This is a genomic window from Nocardioides sp. Z43_10 (assembly GCF_059766615.1).
Genome location: NZ_JCBAJY010000006.1, coordinates 163494 through 189167 on the forward strand (window position 1 = coordinate 163494; position 25674 = coordinate 189167).

The 25674-nt window shown below is 73.8% G+C and carries 22 protein-coding genes, 1 pseudogene and 1 riboswitch; of the genes and pseudogenes, 16 read left to right on the forward strand and 7 right to left on the reverse strand.

Going from position 1 to position 25674, the window contains the following annotated elements:
- Positions 1-75: 75 nt before the first annotated feature.
- The 5 genes from AC6EI4_RS12775 (at position 76) to AC6EI4_RS12795 (ending at position 6058) form a co-directional block, all read left to right on the forward strand.
- Positions 76-1287 (forward strand): cysteine desulfurase family protein, encoded by a 1212-nt coding sequence (locus tag AC6EI4_RS12775; RefSeq protein WP_498451690.1) that lies wholly within the window; start codon positions 76-78, stop codon positions 1285-1287.
- On the forward strand, positions 1287-2408 hold the full coding sequence (mnmA, locus tag AC6EI4_RS12780; protein WP_498422196.1) for a tRNA 2-thiouridine(34) synthase MnmA: 1122 nt from the start codon (positions 1287-1289) through the stop codon (positions 2406-2408). Before AC6EI4_RS12775 ends, mnmA begins: the two co-directional genes overlap by 1 nt.
- Positions 2405-3412, forward strand: a complete 1008-nt coding sequence (locus tag AC6EI4_RS12785; RefSeq protein WP_498451691.1) for a uroporphyrinogen decarboxylase/cobalamine-independent methonine synthase family protein — start codon at positions 2405-2407, stop codon at positions 3410-3412. Before mnmA ends, AC6EI4_RS12785 begins: the two co-directional genes overlap by 4 nt.
- 114 nt (positions 3413-3526) lie before the next feature.
- A complete protein-coding gene (locus tag AC6EI4_RS12790) occupies positions 3527-4063 on the forward strand; it encodes a type 1 glutamine amidotransferase domain-containing protein (protein WP_498451692.1) in 537 nt (178 codons plus the stop codon).
- Between the two features lie 435 nt (positions 4064-4498).
- Positions 4499-6058, forward strand: coding sequence for an HNH endonuclease signature motif containing protein (locus AC6EI4_RS12795; protein WP_498451693.1), 1560 nt, complete (start codon positions 4499-4501; stop codon positions 6056-6058).
- Between the two features lie 118 nt (positions 6059-6176).
- Here the strand turns inward: AC6EI4_RS12795 and AC6EI4_RS12800 are convergent, their stop codons facing one another.
- Positions 6177-6818, reverse strand: coding sequence for an alpha/beta hydrolase (locus tag AC6EI4_RS12800; protein ID WP_498451694.1), 642 nt, complete (start codon positions 6816-6818; stop codon positions 6177-6179).
- A gap of 63 nt (positions 6819-6881) precedes the next feature.
- Here AC6EI4_RS12800 and ligA point away from each other — a divergent pair, with 63 nt between their 5' ends.
- Complete coding sequence (gene ligA / locus AC6EI4_RS12805) at positions 6882-9014, forward strand: NAD-dependent DNA ligase LigA (protein WP_498451761.1); 2133 nt, start codon at positions 6882-6884, stop codon at positions 9012-9014.
- A 27-nt stretch (positions 9015-9041) separates the two neighbouring features.
- Here ligA and AC6EI4_RS12810 read toward each other — a convergent pair whose 3' ends face one another.
- The gene (locus AC6EI4_RS12810) at positions 9042-10055 is read right to left on the reverse strand and encodes a cobalamin B12-binding domain-containing protein (RefSeq protein ID WP_498451695.1); all 1014 of its coding nucleotides are present in this window, start codon (positions 10053-10055) and stop codon (positions 9042-9044) included.
- Complete coding sequence (locus tag AC6EI4_RS12815; protein ID WP_498451696.1) at positions 10052-11422, reverse strand: PP2C family protein-serine/threonine phosphatase; 1371 nt, start codon at positions 11420-11422, stop codon at positions 10052-10054. Before AC6EI4_RS12815 ends, AC6EI4_RS12810 begins: the two co-directional genes overlap by 4 nt.
- Before the next feature lie 161 nt (positions 11423-11583).
- On the opposite strand from AC6EI4_RS12815, the gene gatC reads away from it, so the two are divergent.
- The 9 genes and pseudogenes from gatC (at position 11584) to AC6EI4_RS12860 (ending at position 20978) form a co-directional block, all read left to right on the forward strand.
- Complete coding sequence (gene gatC / locus AC6EI4_RS12820; RefSeq protein WP_498422182.1) at positions 11584-11883, forward strand: Asp-tRNA(Asn)/Glu-tRNA(Gln) amidotransferase subunit GatC; 300 nt, start codon at positions 11584-11586, stop codon at positions 11881-11883.
- Positions 11883-13406 carry an Asp-tRNA(Asn)/Glu-tRNA(Gln) amidotransferase subunit GatA gene (gatA, locus tag AC6EI4_RS12825; RefSeq protein WP_498451697.1) on the forward strand — a complete coding sequence of 508 codons (1524 nt, stop codon included), beginning with the start codon at positions 11883-11885 and terminating at the stop codon, positions 13404-13406. Before gatC ends, gatA begins: the two co-directional genes overlap by 1 nt.
- Positions 13403-14911, forward strand: a complete 1509-nt coding sequence (gene gatB, locus AC6EI4_RS12830; RefSeq protein WP_498422178.1) for an Asp-tRNA(Asn)/Glu-tRNA(Gln) amidotransferase subunit GatB — start codon at positions 13403-13405, stop codon at positions 14909-14911. The genes gatA and gatB overlap by 4 nt, the downstream gene beginning before the upstream one ends.
- Positions 14912-15002: 91 nt before the next feature.
- A complete protein-coding gene (locus tag AC6EI4_RS12835; protein ID WP_498451698.1) occupies positions 15003-16235 on the forward strand; it encodes a prenyltransferase/squalene oxidase repeat-containing protein in 1233 nt (410 codons plus the stop codon).
- 73 nt (positions 16236-16308) lie between these two features.
- Positions 16309-16379, forward strand: a riboswitch (cobalamin riboswitch).
- A gap of 96 nt (positions 16380-16475) precedes the next feature.
- Positions 16476-17258, forward strand: coding sequence for a hypothetical protein (locus tag AC6EI4_RS12840; protein WP_498451699.1), 783 nt, complete (start codon positions 16476-16478; stop codon positions 17256-17258).
- On the forward strand, positions 17255-18463 hold the full coding sequence (locus AC6EI4_RS12845) for an energy-coupling factor transporter transmembrane component T (protein WP_498422171.1): 1209 nt from the start codon (positions 17255-17257) through the stop codon (positions 18461-18463). The genes AC6EI4_RS12840 and AC6EI4_RS12845 overlap by 4 nt, the downstream gene beginning before the upstream one ends.
- Positions 18464-18519: 56 nt before the next feature.
- Positions 18520-18909 (forward strand): annotated as a pseudogene (locus tag AC6EI4_RS12850) (ABC transporter ATP-binding protein); the annotation flags it as partial.
- Positions 18910-19092: 183 nt separating this feature from the next.
- Complete coding sequence (locus AC6EI4_RS12855; protein ID WP_498451762.1) at positions 19093-20079, forward strand: ATP-binding cassette domain-containing protein; 987 nt, start codon at positions 19093-19095, stop codon at positions 20077-20079.
- Between the two features lie 158 nt (positions 20080-20237).
- Positions 20238-20978: an ECF transporter S component gene (locus AC6EI4_RS12860; protein ID WP_498422166.1), complete on the forward strand. Its 741-nt coding sequence runs from the start codon at positions 20238-20240 to the stop codon at positions 20976-20978.
- Positions 20979-21001: 23 nt separating this feature from the next.
- On the opposite strand, the gene AC6EI4_RS12865 is transcribed toward AC6EI4_RS12860, so the two are convergent.
- The 4 genes from AC6EI4_RS12865 to AC6EI4_RS12880 form a co-directional block, all read right to left on the reverse strand.
- Positions 21002-22132, reverse strand: a complete 1131-nt coding sequence (locus AC6EI4_RS12865; RefSeq protein ID WP_498451700.1) for a PQQ-dependent sugar dehydrogenase — start codon at positions 22130-22132, stop codon at positions 21002-21004.
- Positions 22129-23070 carry an alpha/beta fold hydrolase gene (locus AC6EI4_RS12870; RefSeq protein ID WP_498451701.1) on the reverse strand — a complete coding sequence of 314 codons (942 nt, stop codon included), beginning with the start codon at positions 23068-23070 and terminating at the stop codon, positions 22129-22131. The genes AC6EI4_RS12865 and AC6EI4_RS12870 overlap by 4 nt, the downstream gene beginning before the upstream one ends.
- Positions 23071-23151: 81 nt before the next feature.
- Positions 23152-23397 (reverse strand): hypothetical protein, encoded by a 246-nt coding sequence (locus tag AC6EI4_RS12875; RefSeq protein WP_498422160.1) that lies wholly within the window; start codon positions 23395-23397, stop codon positions 23152-23154.
- Between the two features lie 123 nt (positions 23398-23520).
- Entirely contained in the window at positions 23521-24372 is an 852-nt protein-coding gene (locus tag AC6EI4_RS12880; protein WP_498451702.1) for an EamA family transporter, read from the reverse strand.
- Between the two features lie 213 nt (positions 24373-24585).
- On the opposite strand from AC6EI4_RS12880, the gene AC6EI4_RS12885 reads away from it, so the two are divergent.
- On the forward strand, positions 24586-25662 hold the full coding sequence (locus AC6EI4_RS12885) for a WD40/YVTN/BNR-like repeat-containing protein (RefSeq protein ID WP_498451703.1): 1077 nt from the start codon (positions 24586-24588) through the stop codon (positions 25660-25662).
- The last annotated feature ends 12 nt before the right edge of the window (positions 25663-25674 follow it).

Genomic DNA, 25674 nt, shown 5'->3' on the forward strand with positions numbered 1-25674 from the left:
GCGGGAGCGGGGGGCGGCCACAGGCAGTGGTCGGTTCGCGGCCGGCACCGAGCGCGCCGTACGCTGGAGGGTGCCATGACCGTCCCCCCGCCCGCGCCCGGGCTGCCCGAGAGCGCGCCCACCGTCTATCTCGACCACGCGGCCACCACCCCGATGCTGCCCGCGCCGATCGAGGCGATGACCGCGCACCTGGGCGCCGGCAACCCCAGCTCCCTGCACGCCTCGGGACGCCGCGCGCGCCGCGTGGTGGAGGAGTCGCGCGAGAGGGTCGCGCGCGCCCTGGGGTGCCGTCCCGGCGAGGTGGTGTTCACCTCGGGGGGCACCGAGGCGAACAACCTCGCCGTCAAGGGGCTCTACTGGGCCCGCCGCGCGGCCGACCCGCGCCGTACCCGGATCCTGTCGAGCACGATCGAGCACCACGCCGTGCTCGACCCCCTGCACTGGCTGCAGGAGCGTGAGGGCGCCCAGGTCGAGCTGCTGACGGTCGACGCCCTGGGCCGCCTCGACGTGGACGCGCTGCGCGCCTGCGTCGAGCAGGATCCCGAGTCCGTCGCGCTGATCACCGTGATGTGGGCGAACAACGAGGTGGGTACCCTCCAGCCGATCCCCGAGGTCGTCGAGATCGCCGCGGCGCACGGTATCCCGGTGCACACCGACGCCGTCCAGGCCGTCGGGGCCGTGCCGCTGGACTTCGCCACCTCCGGGGTCGACGCGCTGACCCTGACCGGGCACAAGGTCGGCGGCCCCTTCGGCGTGGGCGCCCTCGTGGTGCGCCGCGAGCTCGAGCTCACCCCGCTGCTGCACGGCGGGGGACAGGAGCGCGACGTGCGCAGCGGCACCATCGACACCCCGGCCATCGTGGGGTTCGCCGCCGCCGTCGAGCACGCCGTCAAGCACCAGAGCGACCACGCGAGCCGGCTCCGCGCGCTGCGCGACGAGCTGGTGGAGCGGGTCCGCGCGGTGGTGCCCGACGTCATCTACGACGGGGACCCGGTACGCCGCCTGCCCGGCAACGCGCACCTGCGCTTCCCCGACTGCGAGGGCGACTCGCTGCTGATGCTGCTCGACGCCCGGGGCATCGAGTGCTCGACCGGCTCCGCGTGCTCCGCCGGCGTGCCCCAGGCCTCCCACGTGCTGTTGGCGATGGGCTGCGACGACGTGGACGCCCGCAGCTCGCTGCGCTTCTCGCTGGGACACACCAGCACCCGCGCCGACGTGGACGCGCTCGTCGAGGCGATCGGCCCGGTGGTCGAGCGCGCCCGCGCCGCCAACCGCAGGGTGCGCTGATGCGCGTCCTCGCCGCGATGTCGGGGGGCGTCGACTCGGCGGTGGCCGCGGCCCGCGCAGCGGAGGCGGGGCACGACGTCACCGGCATCCACCTGGCCCTGTCCCGCAACCCGCAGTCCTACCGCACCGGCGCGCGCGGCTGCTGCACCATCGAGGACTCCAACGACGCCCGGCGCGCCGCCGACGTGATCGGCATCCCGTTCTACGTCTGGGACATGAGCGACCGCTTCCACGAGGACGTCGTGGAGGACTTCATGGACGAGTACGCCGCCGGTCGCACCCCCAACCCGTGCCTGCGCTGCAACGAGAAGATCAAGTTCGCCGCGGTCCTCGACCGGGCCCTCGCGCTGGGCTTCGACGCGGTCGCCACCGGGCACTACGCGCAGCTGCGCACCGGGGCGGACGGGCTGATCGAGATGCACCGCGCCGTCGACCACGGCAAGGACCAGTCCTACGTGCTGGGGGTGCTCGACCAGGAGCAGCTGGCCCACTCGCTGTTCCCGCTCGGCGGCTCCACCAAGACCGACGTGCGCGCCGAGGCGGCCGAGCGCGGGCTGCTGGTCGCCGACAAGCCCGACAGCCACGACATCTGCTTCGTCGCGGACGGGGACAACGCGGGCTGGCTGCGCGAGAAGCTGCCCGCGCGCCTCGGCGACGAGCAGACGCGCCGGCTCTCCGGGGAGATCGTGGACGCCGCAAGCGGCGACGTGCTGGGCCACCACGACGGGACCTACGGGTTCACGATCGGCCAGCGCAAGGGACTGCGCCTGGGCCGGCCGGCCCCCGACGGCAAGCCGCGTTTCGTGCTCGACATCGAGCCGGTCTCCGGAACCGTGCGCGTCGGGCCCCGCGAGGCGCTCAGCGTCGATCGGATCAGCGGCATCCGGCCACGCTGGTGCGGCTCGGTGCCGACCGAGCCGCTGCACGGCACCGTCCAGCTCCGCGCGCACGGCGACGAGCACCGCGCGGTGGTCCGCGTCGACGGCGACGAGGTCCACATCGAGCTGCTCGACCCGGCCACCGGCATCGCTCCCGGCCAAGCTGCCGTGGTCTACGACGGCACCCGCGTCGTCGGCTCCGCGACCATCAGCGCCACCTCTCGAAGCGAGGCCCTCCGATGAGCTCCTTCACCGTCCGCGCCACCGGCGTCGGCTCGATGCCCGGCGACGACGCCGCGGCGTACGGCGAGGCGGTGCGGACCGTGCTCGGCGAGCTGCCCGACCTGCCGCACCTGCCCGAGCTTCCCGGACGCGGCATCACCGCCGGGATGATCGGGCGTGGCCTCGCGGTGGTCGCGGGCCTCGGCGCCGACCTCCAGCCGGCGGGCTGGCGACTCACCGACGCCTCCGGGATCGACCACCGCCGCGCCCGCAGCCTGCTGGCCCAGGACCTGGACGCGCTCGAGGAGCAGGCACAGGGGCACGTCGGGGCCTTCAAGGTGCAGGTCGCCGGACCCTGGACGCTCGCCGCGTCGGTGGAGAAGCCGCGCGGGGACAAGGTGCTCTCCGACCACGGCGCCCGTCGCGACCTCGCGCAGGCCCTGGCCGAGGGCGTCCGCTCCCACGTGGCGGACGTGCGCCGCCGCGTCCCGGGCGTAGAGCGGCTCATCGTCCAGGTCGACGAGCCGGCCCTCGCGGCCGTGATGACGGCGCGGATCCCGACCGCCTCGGGCTTCGGCCGGCACCGCACGATCGACCGTCCCGAGGCCTCCGAACAGCTCGGCTGGGTGCTCGCCGCGATCACCGAGGCGGGTGCCGAGCCGTGGGTGCACACCTGCGCGTCCGGCACCGACCTCGCGCTGGTCCGCGGCGCCGGTGCCCGCGGGCTCAGCATCGACCTCGACCAGATGTCCGCGGCCGACCACGACGTCCTCGCCGAGGCGCTGGAGGCGGGAGACGCGGTGGCGTTCGGAGTGGTCGCCTCGACCGAGCCGGCCTCGGCGCCCGACGACGCGCAGGCGACCGAGCGGGTGCTCCGCTGGCTCGACATGCTCGGCCTGGACCAGGCGGAGGTCGGAGACCAGGTCGCGGTCACCGCGACCTGCGGGCTGGCCGGAGCGTCCTGGGCATGGGCCAGGCAGGCGATGCGGCTGCAGCAGACGGTGGCGCGCAACCTCTCCAGCTGAGCCGGGCCGTCGTCGGCGGACCGGGTCGCGCCCGGTCGGTGGTGGTGTGGATGCCGGAGCGGAGTGGGTACCGGTCGTCGGTCCCGAGAACCGACACACGAAGGAGGCCCTGGCATGGCAGACCTGAGCGGCAAGAGGATCGCGATCATCGCCACCGACTACTTCGAGGAGCCCGAGCTCACCGAGCCGCGTGACCAGCTGGCCTCGGCCGGGGCGGAGGTCAAGGTGTACTCCACCGGCACCGACCCGATCCAGGCGATGCGCAACGACACCGACAAGACGATCACGGTCCCCGTCGACGGCACCCTCGACGAGCTGGACCCCGCCACGGTCGATGCCGTGGTGATCCCCGGTGGAACCGTCAACGCGGACCGGCTGCGCACCGAGGAACGGGCCCAGCAGATCGTCCGCGCGGTGCACGAGGCCGGCAAGCCCCTGGCGGTCATCTGCCACGGTCCCTGGCTGCTGGTCTCCGCCGGCCTGGCCTCGGGCCGGCGGCTGACCAGCTTCCCCAGCCTCGCCGACGACATCCGCAACGCCGGCGGCACCTGGGTGGATGAGGAGGTGGTGGTGGACGGCAACCTCATCACCAGCCGCAACCCCCGCGACCTGCCCGCGTTCATCAAGGCGCTGGAGGACGCGCTGGGCTGAGCTTTGCGGCCGGGCCTGCCGTGAGTCGGGCAGGCTGTGGACGTTTTCGAGGGCCATCCCGGGTGCCGGGGTGGCCCTCGCCCCTGTCGGCGGGGCGTGGGCAGGGATGCGGGCCTGATGTCTGGGCGTCCTCTGAGGCGCGAGTCTTTGAGGTGCCGGAGCGGGCGGAGTCGATCGGCTGTGACGTCTGTACGGCGGCGCCGGCGTTGGTCGAGCGGCTGAGGAGGGACGGCCCTCGAGGACGAAGAGCGGCTCGAGGTTGCTCGCCGCCGCCTGCGCTGAGGGGCCGCCCGAGTCCCGCGACCGCGACGGATCTGCTCTCGGCAGCCAGTGGCGGGGAGACAAAGGTAAAACTTTCGGTTGTTGTCCACAGAGGCGTGTCCGTGCAGGCCAGCGGAGGCGGGAGTGTCGGTGGTCGCTGATTGAGTGAGTGTCATGGAGATCACACTCGGCCCCGACGGCACCGGTGACGGTGGCGCTGGTGGTGCGGTCGCGGTGGTCTCTCGGGCCGAGGAGGTACTCGCTGGGTTGGACTCGGTGCTGTGGGCGGCGCGGTCCTCTGAGGAGCTGTTGGACGGGGTCGGTGCCCTGGAGGGTTTGCGGGCGCACCTGGCGGCGGTCGAGGTCGAGATGCTGGCCGAGATCCACGCCCGCGCCGCCGCGAAGACCGAACGTGCGTGGGCCTCTACCGGAGATTGGCTGACCCACCTGGGTGGCCTGCGTCGGGCTCAGGGCAAGCGGGCGGTGGACCATGCGGGGCTGCTGTCCGGTGAGCGGCGGGCGACGTTGGCGGCCCTGCGGTCGGGCCGGGTCTCTCCCGAGCAGGCTGGGGTGATCGTGGATGCGATCGAACAACTCCCCAGCAACCCGCGCCTGCGTGCGGAGGCCGAGGCGCTGCTGCTGGGCGAGGCCGGGCGTCTCGACGCCTCGGACCTGGCGAAGGCGGCCCGGCACCTGATCCATGTCGTCGACCCCGAGCGGACCGAGCGGGATCTGGAGAAGGCTCTGGACCGCGCCGAACGGGCCGCGCACCTGGACCGGTTCCTGTCCCTGGTCGACGACGGCGCCGGCGGGGTCCGGCTCAAGGGGCGCGGGTCGGTCGAGGACGCCGCGGTCCTCAAGGCCGCGCTGCTACCGCTGACCAAGCCGCAGCCCGCGTTGAGCGACGACCTCGACCAGGGGTGTGCCGGGGAGGTTCTCGACCCGCGTGATCATGGTGCACGGTTGTGGGACGCGTTGATCCAGACCGCACAGCACGCCCTGGACACTGACCAGGCACCGGAGTCGCACGGCGCTCGACCGCGGGTGACTGTGACACTCGGCTACGGGGCGCTGACCCGGTGCCTGGACCGATGGGCCTCCACGAACGGTCACACCAACACCAACACCAACACCAACACCAACACCAACGCCGGTGCTGGTGCTGGCGCTGGTGACGTCATCGACTGGTCGCTACTCGGGACCGCGTTGCCCGATGACCTGGCCGCTGGCCTCGGAGTCACCGACGAGGGCCTCACCCTGTCCGCGGCCACCGCACGCCGACTGGCCTGCGACGCCGACCTGATCCCGGTCGCGCTCGGCGGACCGAGCGAACAGCTCGACGTGGGCCGCGCGCATCGCCTGGTCACCCCCGCACTGTGGCGGGCACTGGTCGTCCGCGACCGGCACTGCGCCTTCCCGGCCTGCACCAGGCCCCCGGTGATGTGTCACGCCCACCACCTCGTCCACTGGGCCGACGGCGGTCCCACCGCTCTGGACAATCTCGTCCTGGTCTGTGGGCACCACCACCGCGCCCTGCACCACACGCCGTGGCAGGTGCGGCTCAACCCCCACGACCGGCTACCCGAGTTCCAGCCACCCCCGGCTCGCAGGAAGGCGGGTCACCACGGTCAGCACCGCGGCGTGCAGGAGCACGACGCCCGGGACCCCGTCTGCCCGGACCCGGCGGACCTGGCACCACCGGAGTGGACCCGCCACCGACCACGCCGCGAATAGCCCGACGCCCACGGCGTGCCCGCGACGCCCACGGCGACAGTCACGGGAAAGCCCTTCGCCCTGCCACGCGCGGGAAGCTCTCAGCGGTGCCACACGCGATGACCGTGCGGCTCCTGCTTCAGCGGGCTAGGAGATCCAGTGACTGGGTCACCGCAAGCTGGTTCCACGCCCGGACGCCCTTGAACAGGTAGTGCCCCACCGGGCCCATGTCGTGGAACTGCACCGAGGCGGCCACGCCACCGGCCCGCTCCAGGTAGGCGCGGGTCGCAAGCGGCGAGGTGATCTCGTCGACGGTGCCGTGGGCACCCACCAGGTGCCGTCCGGCCAGGGCCCGCACGCTCTCCCCGGGTGGCCACCAGGGAGCCAGCCCCACCACCCCGACGACCGAGGGGTCGTCGGCTACGTGCACTGCTGTGCGACCGCCCATCGAGTGCCCCAGCAGCACGACGGGTACGGCGCCGTGCGCGCGCCGTACCTGCTCCAGCGCCCAGCGGGCGTCGGGGACCGGGTCGCCGGCGTTCCACCCGCGGACCCGGTGCCGCAGCAGCCAGGTGCTCACCCCGGCCGCGCGGACCCGCGACGCGATCGCCCGTTGCATAGCCGCCGTACGCAGGAACGAGGCGCTGCGCAGGTCGACCGGGAGCTCGGAGCGCTCCAGCCCGCCGTGGAGCATCAGCACCAGCCCACGCGGGACATCGGACACGTCGTTGCGCACCAGCGCGGGGGAGAGGCCTGAGGCAGGCAGCGCGAAACGAGCCACGGGGGACAGGATGCCGCATCGCCCCGAGCCTGGGCGTGAGGAGTGTCGGTGCGACACGGCAAGATGGTCCCCATGACTTCACCCGGGGTGTCGGAGGCTTCCGACCAGGCGCGCGACCGGCACAAGGAGCTCAGCGAGCAGGTCGAGGAGGCGCGCTGGCGCTACTACGTCCTGGACACGCCCACCCTCTCCGACGCCGACTTCGACGCCCGGATGCGCGAGCTCGAGGAGCTCGAGGAGCAGTTCCCCGAGCTGCGGACCCCCGACTCGCCCACGCAGAAGGTCGGTGGAGCGGTCTCCACCGAGTTCACCCCGGTGGACCACCTCCAGCGGATGGAGAGCCTGGACAACGCCTTCTCGCTCGAGGAGCTCGCCGAGTGGCACGCGCGGCTGGCCCGCGACGGAGTCGAGGCGCCCGCGCTGCTGTGTGAGCTCAAGGTGGACGGGCTCGCGATCAACCTGCTCTACGAGAACGGGCGGCTGGTCCGTGCGCTCACCCGAGGGGACGGCCGCACCGGTGAGGATGTGACGCCCAACGTCAAGACGATCGACTCCATCCCGCACCGGCTGATCGGGACCGCCGAGCTCCCGGTCCCGGAGCTCCTCGAGGTCCGCGGCGAGGTGTTCCTGCCCGTGGAGGCGTTCGAGCGGCTCAACGTGGCGATGACCGACGCCGGCAAGCCGGTCTTCGCCAACCCGCGCAACGCGGCCGCCGGCTCGCTGCGACAGAAGGACCCGCGCGTCACCGCCACCCGCGCGCTGGGGATGGTCTGCCACGGCATCGGCGCGCGCACCGGCTTCGAGCCGGTCTCGCAGTCCACGGCCTACGACGCGCTCGCCGCCTGGGGGCTGCCGGTCTCCGACCGGGTCCGGGTGCTGCCCGACCTCGAGAGCGTGCGGGAGTTCATCGAGTACTACGGCGAGCACCGCCACGACGTCGAGCACGAGATCGACGGCGTCGTGGTGAAGGTCGACGACGTGCGGCTCCAGCGTCGGTTGGGCTCGACCAGCCGGGCGCCGCGCTGGGCGATCGCCTTCAAGTACCCGCCCGAGGAGGTCAACGCCAAGCTCCTCGCGATCGAGGTCAACACCGGGCGCACCGGCCGCGTCACGCCGTACGGCGTGATGGAGCCGACCCGCGTCGCCGGCTCGACGGTGGAGATGGCGACCCTCCACAACGCCCACGAGGTACGGCGCAAGGACGTGCGCCCCGGTGACACGGTGATCCTGCGCAAGGCCGGCGACGTGATCCCGGAGATCGTCGGGCCGGTCCTCGCGCTGCGGCCCGAGGGGCTCGCCGAGTGGGTGATGCCGACCGAGTGCCCGGCCTGCGGCACGCCGCTGGCCCAGCAGAAGGAGGGCGACAAGGACCTGCGCTGCCCCAACCACCAGAAGTGCCCGGCGCAGGTGCGCGAGCGGGTCTTCCACGTCGCGGGTCGCGGCGCCTTCGACATCGAGGGGCTGGGCTCCGAGGCCGCGACGGCGCTGCTGGAGGCGGGGGTGATCACCGACGAGGGCGACGTGTTCTTCCTCGACGAGGACAAGCTCTCGCGCACCGAGCTGTTCACCCGGGCGGCCAAGAAGTCCGAGGGCGAGGGACGGGTGCTCTCGGCCAACGGCCGGCGGCTGCTCGACAACCTCGACCAGGCCAAGCAGGTGCCGCTGTGGCGGGTGCTGGTCGCGCTGTCGATCCGCCACGTCGGACCGACCGCGGCGCGCGCGCTGGCCCAGGAGTTCGGCTCGATGGACGCCATCCGTGCGGCCACCCTCGACGAGCTCGCGGCCGCCGAGGGAGTCGGCCCCACCATCGCCGAGTCCGTGGTGCGCTGGTTCGAGGTGGACTGGCACGCCGGGATCGTCGACAAGTGGCAGCGCGCCGGCGTGGCGATGGCCGACGAGCGTGACGAGTCGGTCCCGCGCACCCTGGAGGGGCTGAGCATCGTGGTGACCGGCTCCCTGGAGCGGTTCAGCCGCGACCAGGCCAAGGAGGCGATCCTCGCCCGCGGTGGCAAGCCGGCCTCCTCGGTGTCGAAGAAGACCGCCTTCGTGGTGATCGGCGACTCTCCGGGGTCCAAGGCAGACAAGGCCGAGCAGCTCGGGGTGCCGATCCTCGACGAGGACGGGTTCGAGACCCTGCTGGCCCAGGGGCCCGCGGCCGTCGCTGCCGAGGACGGCCAGGAGGGTGAGGGCTCCTAGCCCGCGGCGGGCACGGCGGCGCTGGCGTCAGGCCTCGGTCCCCAGCAGACGCACCGCCTGCGGGTACTCCGGGAGCCGGGCCAGCAGCTGGCTCCAGAGCACGTCGACCGCTCCCTGGGGTGCGCCGCGCCGGCGCATCACCTCCTCGAGCCACCGGCGGGCACCGTCGGGCACCGTGGGGTCCTCGGTGAGCAGGCCGCCCGCGACGCAGTCGACGAGGTGGGGGACGTAGTTGCTCAGGACGGCGCGCCAGTCGTCGGGGGCCACGATCTCCCCGGGTGCGCCGACGAGGCCCAGCACGCCGTCGACCGCGTCGAGGACGTCGCGGACCAGCACATCGGCTCCGGCATGCAGCGTCTGCGCCTCGACCGCGCCGGCGTGGTGGAGCGCCGGCGCGGCCGTGACGTGGCGGGGGATCGTGGCGAGCAGGTCCCGGGCGGCGGCCGGTGAGGTGGCGTACGCCGTGGCGCCCAGGCGGGCGGCCCGCACACCGGCTGGGTCGAACGCCTGGCCGCCGACGACGACCGGGGTCCCGGTGCCGCGCACCGCCTCGATCTGGCGGCGTACCCGGGGGAGCGAACTGGCCATCGAGGCGCTCAGCAGCACGGCGCGCGGCCCGGCGTCGATGATCCTGCCGACGAGTCCTCCCGAGGAGGCGTCGGCGCCGACGAAGACGGCGTCGTGACCCCACGAGCGCAGCGACTCCACGACCACCCGGGCCGCCAGCGCGTGCCACTCGAGCTCGGCACAGCCCACCAGCACGCTGGCCTCGGAGCGGGGCTGGGGAAGGTCCGCGCCGAGGTGGCGCACCACGTACTCGCTCACCGCGGTCGCCGCATGCTCGTCGGAGACCGTCCAATCGTTGACGGCCCAGCGTTCCCCGACGCGCCGCTGGGCGCCCAGGACCACGTGGCGCAGGACGTCGGCCACCGACACCCCGCGCTCGCGCACCGCGACGGCCACGGCGAGGGCTCGCTGCGGGTCGCGGGCCTCGACGGCCGCCCAGTAGTCCGTGAGGTCTCCGGCGACGAGGCCGCTCACCGCGGCCCTGGGCGGTACTGCACGGCGATCAGGGCGATGTCATCGTGCTCGTGGTCGCGGATGTGGGTGCTGACCGCCATCGCGACACCCTCCACGAGGGCCGAGGAGGAGCCGCCCGAGAGCTGGCGCAGCAGCTGGTGCAGCCGGTGGTCGCCGTACATGTCCAGGGAGCCGCGCGCCTCGGTGACCCCGTCGGTGTGCAGGATCAGCGTCTCCTGCGGCGCGAGCACGACCGTGGTCACCTCGAAGGACATGCCGTCGCCGAGTCCGAGCGCCGGACCGAGCGAGGCGACCTGCTCGAGCGCGCCGTCGGCGCGCAGCACGAGCGCGGCCGGGTGGCCGGCGCCGGCCAGGTCGATCACCAGGCGCCCGGGGTCGCCGTCCGTGGGCCCCGCGTCGGCGCGACAGTTGCGCAGCCGGGCGCAGACGGCGGTCGCGAGCGTCTCGGAGTACTCCGTCGACTCCGAGATGAGCACCCGGTTGACGAGCCCCAGGATCCAGTCCGGGGAGCGCTCGACGTGGGAGGCGGTCCGGACGGCGTTGCGGATCCGCTTGGCGGCCACGGCGGCCTCGACGCCCTTGCCGGCGACGTCACCGAGCAGGAGGGTCAGGTCGTCGACGGGGCCGTGTACGTCGAAGAAGTCGCCGCCGACCGCCTCGTGCTCGTGGGCCACCCGGTAGAAGGTGGCGATGTCGAGGTCGGCGATCTCGGGGATGCGCGGCGGGGTGAGCGACTCGCGCAGCACCGAGGCGACGTGGCGGCTCTCCGCGACCACCAGGGTGGCGTCCAGGACCACCGAGATCCGCTGGGCGAGGTCGTCGAGGAAGCCCAGCGAGCCCTCGTCGAAGCCGAACCCGGGCGCCCGTCCGATGCTCAGCACCCCGAACGTGCGTCCGCGCGAGGTCAGCGGCAGCAGCACCAGGATCTCGGTGCCGGCTCGGTCGAGGTCCTCGGCGACCGATGGGTCGGCGACCAGGGAGTCGATCACGACGCGGCGCGCGGGCTGGCGGGTGGACAGGACGATCTGCTCGGTGATGCCCTGGCGGGCCGCCTCGTCGAGGGCCGGCGTGGCGTGATCGGCCCGGTAGCCGTGCATCGAGCGGGTGGTGGAGCCGTGCACGGCGCCGCTGGTGAGCTGGCGGGTGCCGGACCACAGGGTCACCTGCGCGAAGCTCGCCATCTCCTCGACCAGCAGCGAGACCATCGCCTCGGCGGCCCGGCCCGGGTGCTGGACGGCGGAGACGGTGCGCGAGAGCCGGAGCAGGAACTCCGCGCGCGAGGAGGCCTGGGCCAGCCGGGCGCGGGGCTCGGAGGCGCGCGAGTCGGCGAGGAGGCGGGCCTGACGTTCACGGACTGGTGTGGCCACCGCGTCCCCCTTGCTGGTCCGAGAGGGCCGTTGGCAGCGGCCCAGCCGATGGCCGGAGGCCGATGGGTTGTGGGCGATTCTAGCGACGGCAGCCAGCGCGGTGCCACCGCGCCCACGTCCCCGACTTCGGGCCGGTAGGAGCGGGGCCTAGGATTCTCCCTATGCCTGAAATCACCCGAGACGAGGTCGCCCACCTGGCCGACCTTGCCCGGATCGACCTGTCCGACGCCGAGCTCGACCATCTCGCCCCGCAGCTGAGCGTGATCCTCGAGTCGGTCGCCTCGATCAACGGAGTCGCCGGTGACGACGTCCCGCCGACGTCGCACGCCCTGCCGCTGACCAACGTCTTCCGTGAGGACGTGGTGGTGCCGGGCCTGAGCGCCGAGCAGGCGCTGGCGGGCGCTCCCGAGGCGGAGCAGCAGCGCTTCAGCGTGCCGCGGATCCTGGGGGAGGAGGCGTGATGAGCGAGCTGACCCGCAAGACCGCCGCCGAGCTGGCCGACATGCTGGCCTCGGGCGAGACGACCTCGGTCGCGCTCACCCAGGCCCACCTCGACCGCATCGCCGAGGTCGACGGCCCGGTCCACGCCTTCCTGCACGTCGACGCCGAGGGTGCGCTCGCCCAGGCTGCGGCCTCGGACGCGCGTCGCGCCGCCGGCACGCCGGCCGGCCCGCTCGACGGCGTGCCGATCGCGGTCAAGGACGTGCTGACCACGATCGGGCTCCCCACGACCTGCGGCTCGCGGATCCTCGAGGGCTGGGTCCCGCCGTACGACGCCACGGTGGTGGCCCGCCTCAAGGCCGGTGGCCTGCCGATCCTCGGCAAGACCAACATGGACGAGTTCGCGATGGGCTCCTCCACCGAGCACTCGGCGTACGGGCCCACCCGCAACCCGTGGGACCTCGACCGGATCCCCGGCGGGTCCGGCGGCGGCTCCGCCGCGGCCGTGGCCGCCTTCGAGGCGCCGCTGGCACTGGGCACCGACACCGGCGGATCGATCCGCCAGCCGGGCGCCGTCACCGGCACCGTCGGCGTGAAGCCGACCTACGGCGGGATCTCGCGCTACGGGCTGGTCGCGATGGCCAACTCGCTGGACCAGGTCGGCCCGGTCACCCGCACGGTGCTCGACGCGGCGCTGCTGCACGAGGTGATCGGCGGGCACGACCCGCTCGACTCCACCAGCATCGACCAGCCGCTGCCCGCGCTCGTCGAGGCCGCACGCAGCGGGGCCGCCGGCGACATGACCGGCGTGAAGGTCGGGGTGATCACCGAGCTCGGTGGCGAGGGCTACCAGGCCGGTGTCCGTGCCCGCTTCCAGGAGTCGCTCGACCTGCTCGTCGAGGCCGGCGCCGAGGTCGTCGAGGTGTCCTGCCCGAGCTTCGTGCACGCGCTCGCGACGTACTACCTGATCATGCCGTGCGAGGCGTCCAGCAACCTCGCCAAGTTCGACGCGATGCGCTACGGGCTGCGGGTGCTGCCCGAGGGCGTCGACGCCCCCTCGGCGGAGGAGGTGATGCGCGCCTCGCGCGACGCCGGCTTCGGCGACGAGGTGAAGCGCCGGATCATCCTCGGCACCTACGCGCTGTCCAGCGGCTACTACGACGCCTACTACGGGCAGGCGCAGAAGGTCCGCACGCTGATCAAGCGCGACTTCGACGCGGCGTTCGAGAAGGTCGACGTGCTGGTCTCGCCGACCGCGCCGACCACGGCGTTCAAGATCGGCGAGAAGGTCGACGACCCGCTGGCGATGTACCTCAACGACCTCGCCACGATCCCGGCCAACCTCGCCGGCGTGCCCGGCATCTCGGTGCCCGCCGGGCTGGCCGAGGAGGACGGCCTGCCGGTCGGCTTCCAGATCCTCGCCCCCGCGCTCGCCGACGACCGGCTCTACCGCGTCGGTGCCGCGCTGGAGACCCTGTTGGAGAAGTCCTGGGGCGGCCCGCTGCTCGCCCAGGCGCCCGCCCTGGAAGGAGCGGCTCGATGACCACGTCCGTGACCGGCGAGACCCTGCTCTCCTTCGAGGAGGCGCTGGAGAAGTTCGACCCGGCGATGGGCCTGGAGGTCCACGTCGAGCTGAACACGAACTCCAAGATGTTCTGCGGCTGCCCCACCGAGTTCGGCGCCGAGCCCAACACCCAGGTGTGCCCGACCTGCCTGGGCCTGCCCGGCGCGATGCCGGTGGTCAACGCCAAGGCCGTGGAGTCCGCGATCCGGATCGGCCTGGCGCTGAACTGCGAGATCGCCGAGTGGTGCCGCTTCGCGCGGAAGAACTACTTCTACCCGGACATGCCGAAGAACTTCCAGACCTCGCAGTACGACGAGCCGATCGCGTTCGAGGGCTGGACCGACGTCGAGGTCGACGGCGAGACCTTCCGCGTGGAGATCGAGCGCGCGCACATGGAGGAGGACACCGGCAAGACGCTGCACGTCGGCGGCTCCACCGGCCGCATCCACGGCGCCGACTACTCGCTGGTCGACTACAACCGCGCCGGCATCCCCCTGATCGAGATCGTCACCAAGCCGATCATGGGCAGCCGGGAGAAGGCGCCGCTGATCGCCAAGGCGTACGTCGCGCACCTGCGCGAGATGATCCTGGCGCTCGGTGTCTCCGACGCCCGGATGGACCAGGGCTCGATGCGCTGCGACGTGAACCTTTCGCTCTCGCCGAAGGACGACGGCAAGCTCGGCACCCGCACCGAGACCAAGAACGTCAACTCGCTGCGCTCGGTGGAGCGCGCGGTGCGCTACGAGATGCAGCGGCACGCGGCGATCCTCGACGCCGGTGGCTCGATCCTGCAGGAGACCCGGCACTGGCACGAGGACACCGGGGTGACCACGAGCGGGCGCGAGAAGTCCGACGCCGAGGACTACCGGTACTTCCCCGAGCCCGACCTGGTGCCGGTGGCTCCCTCTCGCGAGTGGGTCGAGGAGCTGCGCGCCTCGCTGCCCGAGCCGCCCCGGGAGCGTCGTACCCGGCTGCAGGCCGAGTGGGGCTTCACCGACCTGGAGATGCGCGACACCGTCGGCGCCGGGGCGCTCGCCCTGGTGGAGGCCACGATCGCGGCCGGCGCGACGCCGCAGGCGGCCCGCAAGTGGTGGCTCTCCGACCTGGCCCGGCGGGCCAACGACTCGGGCACCGACATCGCCGCGCTGGGCGTCAGCCCGGCCGAGGTCGCCCGCGTCCAGGCGCTCGTCGACGAGGGCCGGATCAACGACAAGCTCGCCCGGCAGGTCTTCGAGGGCCTGGTCGCCGGGGAGGGCACCCCCGACGAGATCGTCGCCGCCCGCGGGCTCGCCATCGTCTCCGACGACGGCGCGCTCGGCGCGGCCGTCGACAACGCCATCGCCGCCAACCCGGACGTGGCGCAGAAGATCCGCGACGGCAAGGTGGCTGCGGCCGGTGCGCTGATCGGGGCCGTGATGAAGGAGATGCGGGGTCAGGCCGACGCCGCCCGAGTCAGGGAGCTCATCATCGAGAAGCTCACCTGACCCGCCGACCCGTCACCCCCTCGACCAGACACGGCGTGTTTTGCCGAGGCAGTGACGGGTCGCCAGGGGTTTGTTGAGGAAGGGGCTAGCCATGCAGCGCAACGACGAGGATCTGAGGGGCAGCTGGGGACGCGGTCGGCGCCGCCGGCGCTCTCGGCGGACACGGGTGCTCGCGGGGCCCGCGCTGGTCCTGGCCCTGACGGCCGCGCTGGCGGGCTGCGGCGACGACGGTGACGACTCCTCCGGCGACGCGTCCAGCGAGCCGAGCAGCTCCACGGAGCCCAGCGGCGACGCCGCCCCCACCTCGGCCCGCTCGCAGGCCGCGGCCGAGTGGCTGCTCGACCAGCTCGAGGACGACGTGATGGTCGGCGAGTACGGCCCCGACTACGGGATGACCGTGGACACCGCCCTGTCGCTGGCGGCGTTGGAGGGGTACGACGACGAGGTCGGCGAGATCGCCGACACCATGACGCAGCACGTGGCCAGTTACACCACCGGCGTCGACGCCGGCTCGGCCGACGACGTCTACGCCGGGGCGCTCGCCAAGACGACGGTGCTGGCCCAGGTCGCCGGAGCCGATCCGAGCGACTTCGGGGGCGTGGACCTCATCGACCGGCTCGAGCAGCAGGTGGGCGACCAGAACCCCGTGGGCAGGCTCGGCGACAAGGTGACCGACCCGAAGGGCACCGACTACGCCAACGTGATCGGCCAGGCGTACGCCGTGCGCGCGCTCGCCGCGGCCGACTCCCCGGAGGCCGACGCGGCCACCGAGTACCTGCTCGAGCAGCAGTGCGAGGGCGGCTACTTCCGCCTCTACTTCGCCGCCCCCGACGCGGCCGAGCAGGGCTGCGTCGCCGGTGATGCCGAGGCGAGCCCGCCCGACGTCGACGTCACCGCGATCGCGGTGCTCGCGCTCGCCGGACAGGAGAAGGACCCGGTGGTGGGCGCCGCCCTCGACGACGCCACCGCCTGGCTGGGCGAGCAGCAGCGTGAGGACGGCAGCTTCGGCGGGGCCACCTCCACCGAGGCCCCCAACGCGAACAGCACCGGGCTCGCCGGCTGGGCGCTGGGCGGTCGCGGCGAGGAGGGGGCCGCCGCGGACGCGGCCACCTGGCTGTCCTCGCTGCAGATCATCGAGCAGGCCTGCACGGTGCCCGCCCTGGTGGAGGAGGTCGGCGCGGTCGGCTACGACGAGGCCGCGCTCAAGGCCGCCGACAAGGGCCTGAGCAAGGCCTCCCTCACCCAGTGGCGGGCAGCGACCATCCAGGCGACGCCGGCGCTGGGCTGGCTCGAGCCCGACGAGCCGGGCACGCCGAACTGCTGAGGACGACTGCTACATTGCGTGGGCTGGGGCCGCACCGGTCGCAGCACTCACAAGTTCATCACGCCCGTCGCTGGGGGAAGCCGGTCCAAGTCCGGCGCTGACCCGCAACCGTAGGCCCCTCGCGAGGGGCGAGCCGGAGCACCCACGCCGAAGCGTCCTGACGTCACACGCTGTCGAGGAAAGCAGCGGGTGGTGCCCAGCCTGGGTGCTGTCCGCTGCCGCAGCGGAAAGGGCACCCCTATGAAGCTCCACTCGCGAGGCCCCGCCGGGCATCGTCTCGCCCTGCTGGGCGCCTCACTCGGCCTGCTCGTGGGCGGCCTGGTCTCGGTGGCCACGGCGCCCGCCGCCTCCGCGGCCGGCTGCTCGAGCACCGGCGGCGTCACGGTGGTCGTCGACTTCGGCGACCTCGGCGGCGGCGTGCGGCAGGGCTGCGCGCCCTCCGGCGGCGGCCGCCCGGCCAGCGAGGTCGTGCGCGAGGCAGGATTCACCCTGGACCACGTGCAGCGCCAGCCGGGCTTCGTCTGCCGGGTCCAGGGCGCACCCTCGGCGGACCCGTGCGTGAACACCCCGCCGGCGGACGCCTACTGGGCGCTGTACTGGTCCGACGGGGAGTCCGGCACGTGGTCGTACGCGACCGCCGGGGTCGATGCCTTCGAGGTCGCCGACGGTGGCTACGTCGCCCTCGCCTGGCAGGACAGCCTGGCCGAAAGCCTTCCCGGTCTCCGGCCGGCTCCGCGCACGCAGGCCACGGGCGGCTCCGAGGCCGCGCCCTCGCCCAGCGCGTCCGCGGACGCCCCGGCCGCTGAGCAGACCGGTGACGTCCCGAGCGCCCAGAACGGCGATCCCGTCGGCGATCCTGCTGGCGATCCCGTTGGCGATGAGGGCGGCGAGGCGGCCTCGGCGGACGACGCGCCGAGCGGCGGCGTACCCGGCTGGGTCACGCTGACGGTGCTGGCCGTGCTGGTCGTGGCCGCCGCGATCGCGAGCGTCGTACGACGACGGCGGGGGAGCACCTCACCGTGAGCCGTCCACCCCGCGTCACCCGGCTGCCACGCGACCTCCACCCGGTCGCGTGGTGGCTGTGGGCGATCGGCCTGGCCGTGGCCGCGTCGTGCACGACCAACCCGCTGGCCCTGGCGCTCGTCGTCGGGGTCGCGGTGGTGGTCGTCGCGGCGCGGCGCTCGGACCAGCCGTGGGCGCGGGCGTTCCGGCTGTACCTGCTGATCGGCCTGGTGATCGTCGTGCTCCGGGTGCTGTTCCGGATCCTGCTGGGCGGTGGGGACGGGCAGACGGTGCTCTTCACCCTGCCCGAGATCCCGCTGCCCGACTGGGTCCTGGGGATCCGGCTGCTCGGCCCGGTTACCCGCGAGTCCCTGCTCTTCGGGCTCTACGACGGGATGCGGCTGGCCGCGATCGTGATCAGCCTCGGTGCCGCCAACGCGCTGGCCAACCCCAAGCGGCTGCTGCGGTCCGTGCCGGCCGCGCTCTACGAGGTCGGCAGCTCGCTGGTGGTCGCGGTCAGCGTGCTGCCGCAGCTGGCCGACAGCGTGCGCCGGGTCCGGGCGGCCCAGCAGCTGCGTGGGGGACCCAAGGGCCGGATCAAGAGTCTGCGGCGGCTGCTGGTGCCGGTGCTCGAGGACGCGCTGGAGCGGTCGCTGAGCCTGGCCGCCGGGATGGACACCCGCGGGTACGGACGCAGCGGCGGTCTCTCGCCTCGTCGGCGGGCCGGGACCGGCGCGCTGATGCTGCTGGGGCTGGGCGGGCTGTGCGTGGGCGCCTACGCCGTGCTCGACCAGACCGCGCCGCGCTGGCTGGTGGTGGTGATGCTCGGCCTCGGCGTCGCCTGCGCCGCGCTGGGTCTGCTCAGCGCCGGCGGACGGGTGGTGCGCAGCCGCTACCGCCCCGACACCTGGCGCGCCGCCGAGCTGGTGACGGTCGCCTCCGGGGCCGTCGCGGCCGGCGCGCTGTGGTGGGTGGCGCGCGACGACCCGGTGGCGGCGCACCCGGGGGTGACCGCGTGGCCGGTGCTGAGCGTGGTGGCGCTCCTGGGACTGCTCCTCGCCCTCGTCCCGGCGCTCGCCACGCCACCGCCGCGCCTGTCCCCGGGCCGCACTGGGCCCGCTCCGACCCGGCGAGGCCAGCCGGCGAGCACCGCGCCCGGCCCCGGCCCGACCGCGACCTCGAGCCCCACCACGACCAGACCCGACAGCAAGGAGCCGGCGGCATGATCGAGCTGCGCCAGATCACCTTCCGCTACGCCGCCGAGGCGCCGCTGGTGCTGGACGCCGTCGACCTCACCCTCGAGGAGGGCGAGCTGGTGCTGGTCTCCGGGCGCACCGGCGTCGGCAAGTCGACGCTGCTGGGCGTCCTCACCGGGCTGGTGCCCCGCTTCAGCGGCGGCGTGCTCAGCGGCGACGTCCTCCTCGACGGCACAAGCATCATCGACCTCCCCCCACGCGAGCGGGCGCACGCCATCGGGTACGTCGGGCAGGACCCCGCGTCGGGCTTCGTCACCGACACCGTCGAGGAGGAGCTCGCCTACGGCATGGAGCAGCTCGGCCTGGCTCCGGAGACCATGCGCCGTCGCGTCGAGGAGACGCTCGACCTGCTCGGCATCGCCGAGCTGCGCGACCGTGACCTGCGCACCCTCTCCGGTGGGCAGCAGCAGCGCGTCGCGATCGGGTCGGTGCTCACCATGCACCCGCGGATCCTGGTCCTCGACGAGCCCACTTCCGCGCTCGACCCGACCGCCGCCGAGGACGTGCTGGCGATCCTCACCCGGCTGGTGCACGACCTCGGGCTGACCGTGCTGCTGGCCGAGCACCGCCTGGAGCGGGTGGTGCCGTTCGCGGACCGGATGGCGCTCTTCGCCGGCGCCGGGCGGGTGGAGGTGGGGGAGCCCGCGGAGCTGCTGCGCACCTCGCCGGTGGTCCCCCCGATCGTCGAGCTCGGCCGGCTCGCCGAGTGGGAGCCGCTGCCGCTCAGCGTGCGTGACGCGCGGCGCCGGGCCCGCGGGCTGCGCGAGAGGCTCACCACGGCGGGGCAGCCCGCGCCCCCCGAGCCGGTCGCGGGCGAGCGCCGCCCGCTGCTGCGCGCCCGGGGGGTCACCGTGACGCACGGGGCGGACGTCGCCGTGCGCGGGGTGGACCTGGACCTCGACAGCGGACGGGTGACCGCCCTGATGGGGCGCAACGGGTCGGGCAAGTCCTCGCTGATCTGGGCGCTCCAGGGGACCGGGCGCAGGCGTGCCGGCACGGTGAGCGTCCTCGGCGACGACCCGGCCGGTCTCGCGCCGGCGGCGCGCCGCGAACGGGTCGGCCTGGTCCCGCAGACGGCGGCCGACCTGCTCTACCTCGAGACCGTCGAGGAGGAGTGCGCCGCGGCCGACGACTCAGCCGGGTCCGCCGGGGCGCAGCCGGGGACCTGCCGGGGGCTGCTGGACCGCCTGGTGCCGCGGATCCCGGGCGGCGCCCACCCCCGCGACCTCTCCGAGGGACAGCGGCTGGCGCTGGTGCTGGCGATCGTGCTCACCGCGCGCCCCGCCGTACTGCTCCTCGACGAGCCCACCCGCGGCCTGGACTACGCGGCCAAGCGGGTCCTCGGCCGGATCCTCACCGACCTCGCCCAGGAGGGCCGCGCCGTGCTGGTGGCCACCCACGACGTCGAGTTCGTCGCCCAGGTGGCCGACGACGTGGTGGTGCTGGCCGAGGGGGAGGTGGTCTCCTGCGGCCCGGCGGCGCGGGTGATGGCCGAGTCCCCGTCGTTCGCCCCGCAGGTCACCAAGATCCTCGGCCCGCCGTGGTTCTCCGTCGGCCAGGTGGCCCGGTGCCTGGAGGCGGTGTGAGGGGGGCTGGGTGGGCGGCTCGGGGCCGCCGTTGGGGACCAAACGGCGACGAAAAGCCGCCCCGGGACGCCGTCTCTGCCCAATCGGCGACCTCCGCCGTCCCCCTGGGCACCCGGTCGGCGGCCGTGCTCGGAGTGGCCTCGCTGGCGGGACTGGTGATGATCCTGTGGCCCCTGCTGGTCCGGGTGGACGGGGGCCAGCGCGTCGACCCGCCGTTCCTGTTCCTGATGCTGCTGCCGGTGGTCCTGGCCGTCGTACTCGCCGAGCTCAGCGAGGGTGGGATGGACTCCCGGGTGCTGGCGGTGCTGGGCGTGCTCACCGCGGTCAATGCGGTGCTGCGCGGCATCAGCGCGGGTACGGCGGGCGTCGAGCTGGTCTTCTTCCTGCTGATCCTGGCCGGACGGGTGTTCGGTCCGGGCTTCGGGTTCGTGCTCGGCTGCACGTCCCTGTTCGCCTCCGCGTTCGTCACCGCCGGCATGGGGCCGTGGCTGCCGTTCCAGATGCTGGTCGCCGCGTGGGTCGGGATGGGCGCGGGTCTGCTGCCCCGGCGGCTGGGAGCGCGCGCGCTGACCGGGCGCGCCGAGATCGCGCTGCTGGTGGTCTACGGCATCGCCGCCGCCTACCTCTACGGCCTGCTGCTCAACCTGCAGGGCTGGCCCTACGTCCTGGGCATCGCGGTGCCCGGCCACGAGGGCGGGCTCTCCTACGTCCCGGGGGCGCCGCTGCTGGAGAACCTCGAGCGGTTCGGCGTCTACACGCTGCTCACCTCCACCGGCAGCTTCGACACCGGCCGCGCCCTCACCACCGCCCTGGCCATCGTCATCCTGGGCCCGGCCGTGCTGACCACCCTGCGCCGTGCCTCGCGGCGCGTGGTCGTGCACCGCACCACGGCGACCTGAGCCCGCTCCGTCGGCGGACCGGCTCAGGGGCGGACCACCAGGATCCGGTCGTCGGCGGCGGCCGGGTCGCCACGGCCGTCCCGGTTGGACGTGGTGACCCACAGCCGGCCGTCGGGGGCGGAGACGACGGTGCGCAGCCGGCCGTACTCGCCGACGAAGAAGTCCTGCGCGGTGCCGGCGCGGCCACCCTCGACGTCTACGCGCCACAGCCGCTGGCCCATCAGGGCCGCCAGGTAGAGGTGGCCCTCGAGGTAGGCCAGGCCCGAGGGCGACGCCTCCCCGGTCGACCACACCACCTGCGGGTTGGTGAGCCCGCCGCGCTCACCGCGCCCCTCGACCTCGGGCCAGCCGTAGTTGCTGCCCGCCTCGATCAGGTTGAGCTCGTCGAAGCTGGAGTCGCCGAACTCCGAGGCCCACAGCCGACCCTCGTCGTCGAAGGCCAGCCCCTGGACGTTGCGGTGGCCCAGCGACCAGATGGGGGAGTCGGGCACCGGGTTGCCGGGGGCCGGGTCGCCCTCGGGGGTGATCCGCAGGATCTTGCCGGCCAGCGAGTCCGGGTCCTGGGCCAGCTCGCGCTCGCCGGTCTCGCCGGTGGAGACGTAGAGGTGTCCGTCCGGTCCGAACGCCAGCCGGCCGCCGTCGTGGATGAACCCCGCGGGGATGGCGTCGAGCACGACCTCGCTCTCGCCGAGCCGCGTGCCGTCGTACGTCGCGCGCACGACGCGGTTGTCCGAGGCCGTGGTGAGGTAGAAGAACAGGGTCCGGTCCTGGGCGAAGTCCGGGGAGACGGCGACGCCGAGCAGCCCGGCCTCGCCCTGCGGCGCGGCGGCCTCCATCACCCCGATCGGCCGGGCCCGCCCCCCGCGTACGGCGAGGACCCGGCGCGAGTCGCGCTCGGTGACGATCGCGGTGCCGTCGGGCAGGAAGTCCACGCCCCACGGCGTGGCCAGCCCGGTCACGACGGTGTCCACCACGGCAGGGCGCCCCGCAGCGGCGGACGCGGCTCCGCTGGAGGCGGCCCCCGAGGGACTCCGGGTGGGGCTGGACCCGGCCGTCACGGTCGGCGGGTCGAGCTCCGCGTCCTCGCCGCACGCGGCCAGGGACCCGGCGAGCAGCAGCCCGGCCAGCCCGACGGCGGTGTGGCGGCGGTTCACGGCTCCAGCCTCCCCAGGAACTCCAGCAGCAGCTCGTGGATCACCTCCGGCTGCTCGAGCCCGAGGAAGTGGCTGCCGGCCAGCTCGACGTACGTCGCGTCGTCGAGGCGCTCGGCGGCGCTGCGCATGTCCGGGGCGCCGGCCATCAGGTCGTAGCGTCCGGCGACCAGGAAGACCGGCACCTGCACCTGGCTCAACGAGACCCGGTCGTGGCGGTGGGTGTGCAGGGCGAGGTGGCCGTACCAGTCCAGCGGCGTGGTGAAGAACTCGCGGACCGCCCGCGCGGTCAGCTCGGGGTCGGTGACCGGCAGCATGAACCCGGAGTGGGAGAGCACCGCGACGGTGCGCGGGCCGATCGGCAGTCGACGCGCGATCGGGCTGAGGGCCGGACCGGCATAGCGCAGCACCCGGGCCACCGAGACCGCGACCGCGCGGCGTACCGGGCGGGGCAGGTGCAGGGGGCGCAGCATCGTGGAGAACGTCTCGCCGGGCACGCCGGCGACGGCGAAGAGGCCGGTGACGCGCTCGGGGTGGAGGGTCGCCAGCTCGAACATCGTGTTCACGCCGATCGACCAGCCCATCAGCGGAGCCCGGTCGATCCCGGCGTGGTCCATCACCGTCAACGCGTCCTCGACCAGGTGCTCCACGCCCACCCGCCGCGGGTCCAGAGGGCGCTCGGAGCCGCCGGTGCCGCGGTGGAACCACGACACCACCCGCACGCCGCAGTCCGGCCCGAGCAGCGAGGGCCAGACCCAGGGATTGGTGCCCAGGCCGTTGCAGAGCACGACGGTGGGGCCGTCGATGCGCCCGTCCGGGTCGTTGGTCCAGGCCCGCAGCACGGTGCCGTCGGGGCTCTCGACGTCATAGACGTGCACCTCGCGGAGAGGATCGCTCGGCACGAGACCGGAGGCCGACTCGGCGGCGGGGAGTGCGCTCACAGTCGCGATTGTGCCTCACCGGCGGCGCCGGGGTGTGGAAAGGGATCGAGCCCGCCGGCCGGGGGAGGCCGGCCGGCGGGCTCAACCGTGGGCAGCTCGCGCTGCGTCCTCCGGCGAGGTGAGGAGCTGGGAGGTCCCGGCCAGGGTGGCGAGGAACTCCTCGACCTCGTTCTGCTCCGCACGACGTTGGGCGAGAGCGGTGGAGGCGATCATGGCGTTGCGTCGCGATCCCTGCTGGGACTCTGCCGCCCAGGCCGCGGCGCGGTCGTGCGCGAGGCGCAGGGCCGTGCGGGGGATCGCCGTCAACGAGCGGTTCAGAAGGATCATCGTGGGCCCCGATCGCTTGCTGTCCGAGTACGAACCTCGCGGATTCGATGTGATCGAGCCTAGGGGGCCGCTCTTGTCGCGCGCGTCACCGTCAGGTGACATCTGGGTGAACGCGTCCCGTGATCAGTCCGGGACCGGCTCGGTGTGGGTCGGGGCTCCCGCCGAGCGGGTGGCTCCCGCGCTCGCGGCCACCACGCAGGCCAGCGCCAGCCACTGCAGCGGACTGAGGAACTCGTGCAGCAGCACCGCCGCGGCCAGCGCGGCCACCGCCGGCTCGATGCTCATCAGGATGCCGAAGAGCGCCGGGGGCAGGGTCCGCAGCGCCACCAGCTCGCAGCTGTAGGGCAGCACCGAGCTGAGCAGCCCGACCAGGGCGCCGAGCAGCAGCACCCGGGGGTCGAGCAGCGCGCTGCCCTCGCTGGAGAGGACGGCGGGGGTGAGCAGCGCGGTGGCGACGATGCTGGCCACGGCCAGCCCGCTGAAGCCGGGCCAGCGGGCCCCGGTGCTCGCGCTCAACAGGATGTACGACGCCCAGCCGGCGCCGGCGAGCAGGGCGAAGGCGACCCCGACCCAGTCCAGGTCGGCGGGCTGCAGGCCGAGCAGCAGCACGCCCACGGCGGCCAGCGCGACCCAGAGCAGGTCGCGGGCCCGCCGTGAGCCCAGCACCGCCAGGCTCAGCGGCCCGACGAACTCGATGGTGACCGCGATGCCCAGCGGGATCCGGGCGAAGGACTGGTAGATCGACCAGTTCATCAGCGCCAGGCTGGCGCCGAAGCCGCACACGACCAGCCAGTCGTGGCGTGAGCGGCCGCGCAGCGCCGGGCGGGCCAGCACCACGAGCACCACGGTGCTGGTGGCCAGCCGCAGCCAGACCAGCGTGGTGGGGGAGGCCAGGTCGAAGAGGTCCTTGGCGACGGCGGCGCCGAGCTGCACCGAGGCGATCCCGACGAGCACCAGCAGCACCGCTCGCCCCACGTCCCCGCCCCTCCCAGCCACACCCACCAAAGCCCAGCACCCTATCCCCACCCCCTCACCCCACCCCCCCAACCCCGCCGACCCGTCACTGCCTCGACCGACACGCCGCTGGGATCCCGCATCAGTGACGGGTCGGCGATGAATCCTGGCCGCTGGGGGAGTCCACCCTCGCGACCAGGCCCGCCCGGGGCCGGGCTCACCTGTGGAGGCGAGATGACGACGATGCTCCTGGTCGGGACGCGCAAGGGGCTGTGGATCGGGCGCTCCGACGACGCCCGCGAGCGATGGGAGTGGGACGGCCCCCACTTCGACATGATGGAGGTCTACTCCGCTCTGGTGGACACCCGGGGAGAGGCACCGCGGCTGCTGGTGGGTGCGTCCTCGCCGTGGACCGGCCCGCAGGTGTGCCGCTCCGACGACCTGGGCCGCACCTGGCAGGAACCGGGGGGACTGGCGTTCCCCGAGTCGGCCGGCACCTCGGTGGAGCGCGTCTGGCAGCTCCAGCCCGGGGTCGGCGAGCGGACGGTGTGGGCCGGCACGGAGCCCGGCGCGGTGTTCCGCTCCGAGGACGGTGGCGAGACCTTCGCGCTCGAGAAGGCGTTGTGGGACCACCCGCACCGGCCGCAGTGGTCGGCCGGGTTCGGCGGACAGGCCTTCCACACCGTGCTGCCGCACCCCAGCGATCCCGGATCGGTGACCGCGGCGCTGTCGACCGGCGGGGTCTACCGCACCACCGACGGCGGGCGCAGCTGGGAGCCGCGCAACCGCGGCATCCGCGCCGAGTTCCTGCCCGAGGGCGAGCAGTACCCCGAGTTCGGCCAGTGCGTGCACAAGGTCGCGCGCCACCCCGCCCGCCCCGAGCGGCTCTTCGCCCAGAACCACGGCGGGGTCTACCGCTCCGACGACGAGGGCGGCTCGTGGATCTCCATCGCCGAGGGCCTGCCGGCCGACTTCGGCTTCCCGATCGTGGTGCACCCCCACGACCCCGACACCGTCTACGTCTTCCCCCTCGACGGCTCGGTGGGCCGCTACCCACCGAAGGCGCGGGCCTCGGTCTGGCGCTCGCGCGACGCGGGTGAGACCTGGAGCGAGCTGCGCCACGGGCTGCCCGACGGGTTCTTCGTCGGGGTGATGCGCGACGCGATGTGCGTCGACGCCCACCCCACCCCCGGCGTGTACGTCGGGGCGCGCAACGGCAGCGTCTGGGCCTCCGCCGACGCCGGGGAGAGCTGGCGCGAGGTGGTCCGGGACCTGCCCGACGTGATGGTGGTGCGCGCCGGGGTCGTCTAGGTGGGGGCCGGC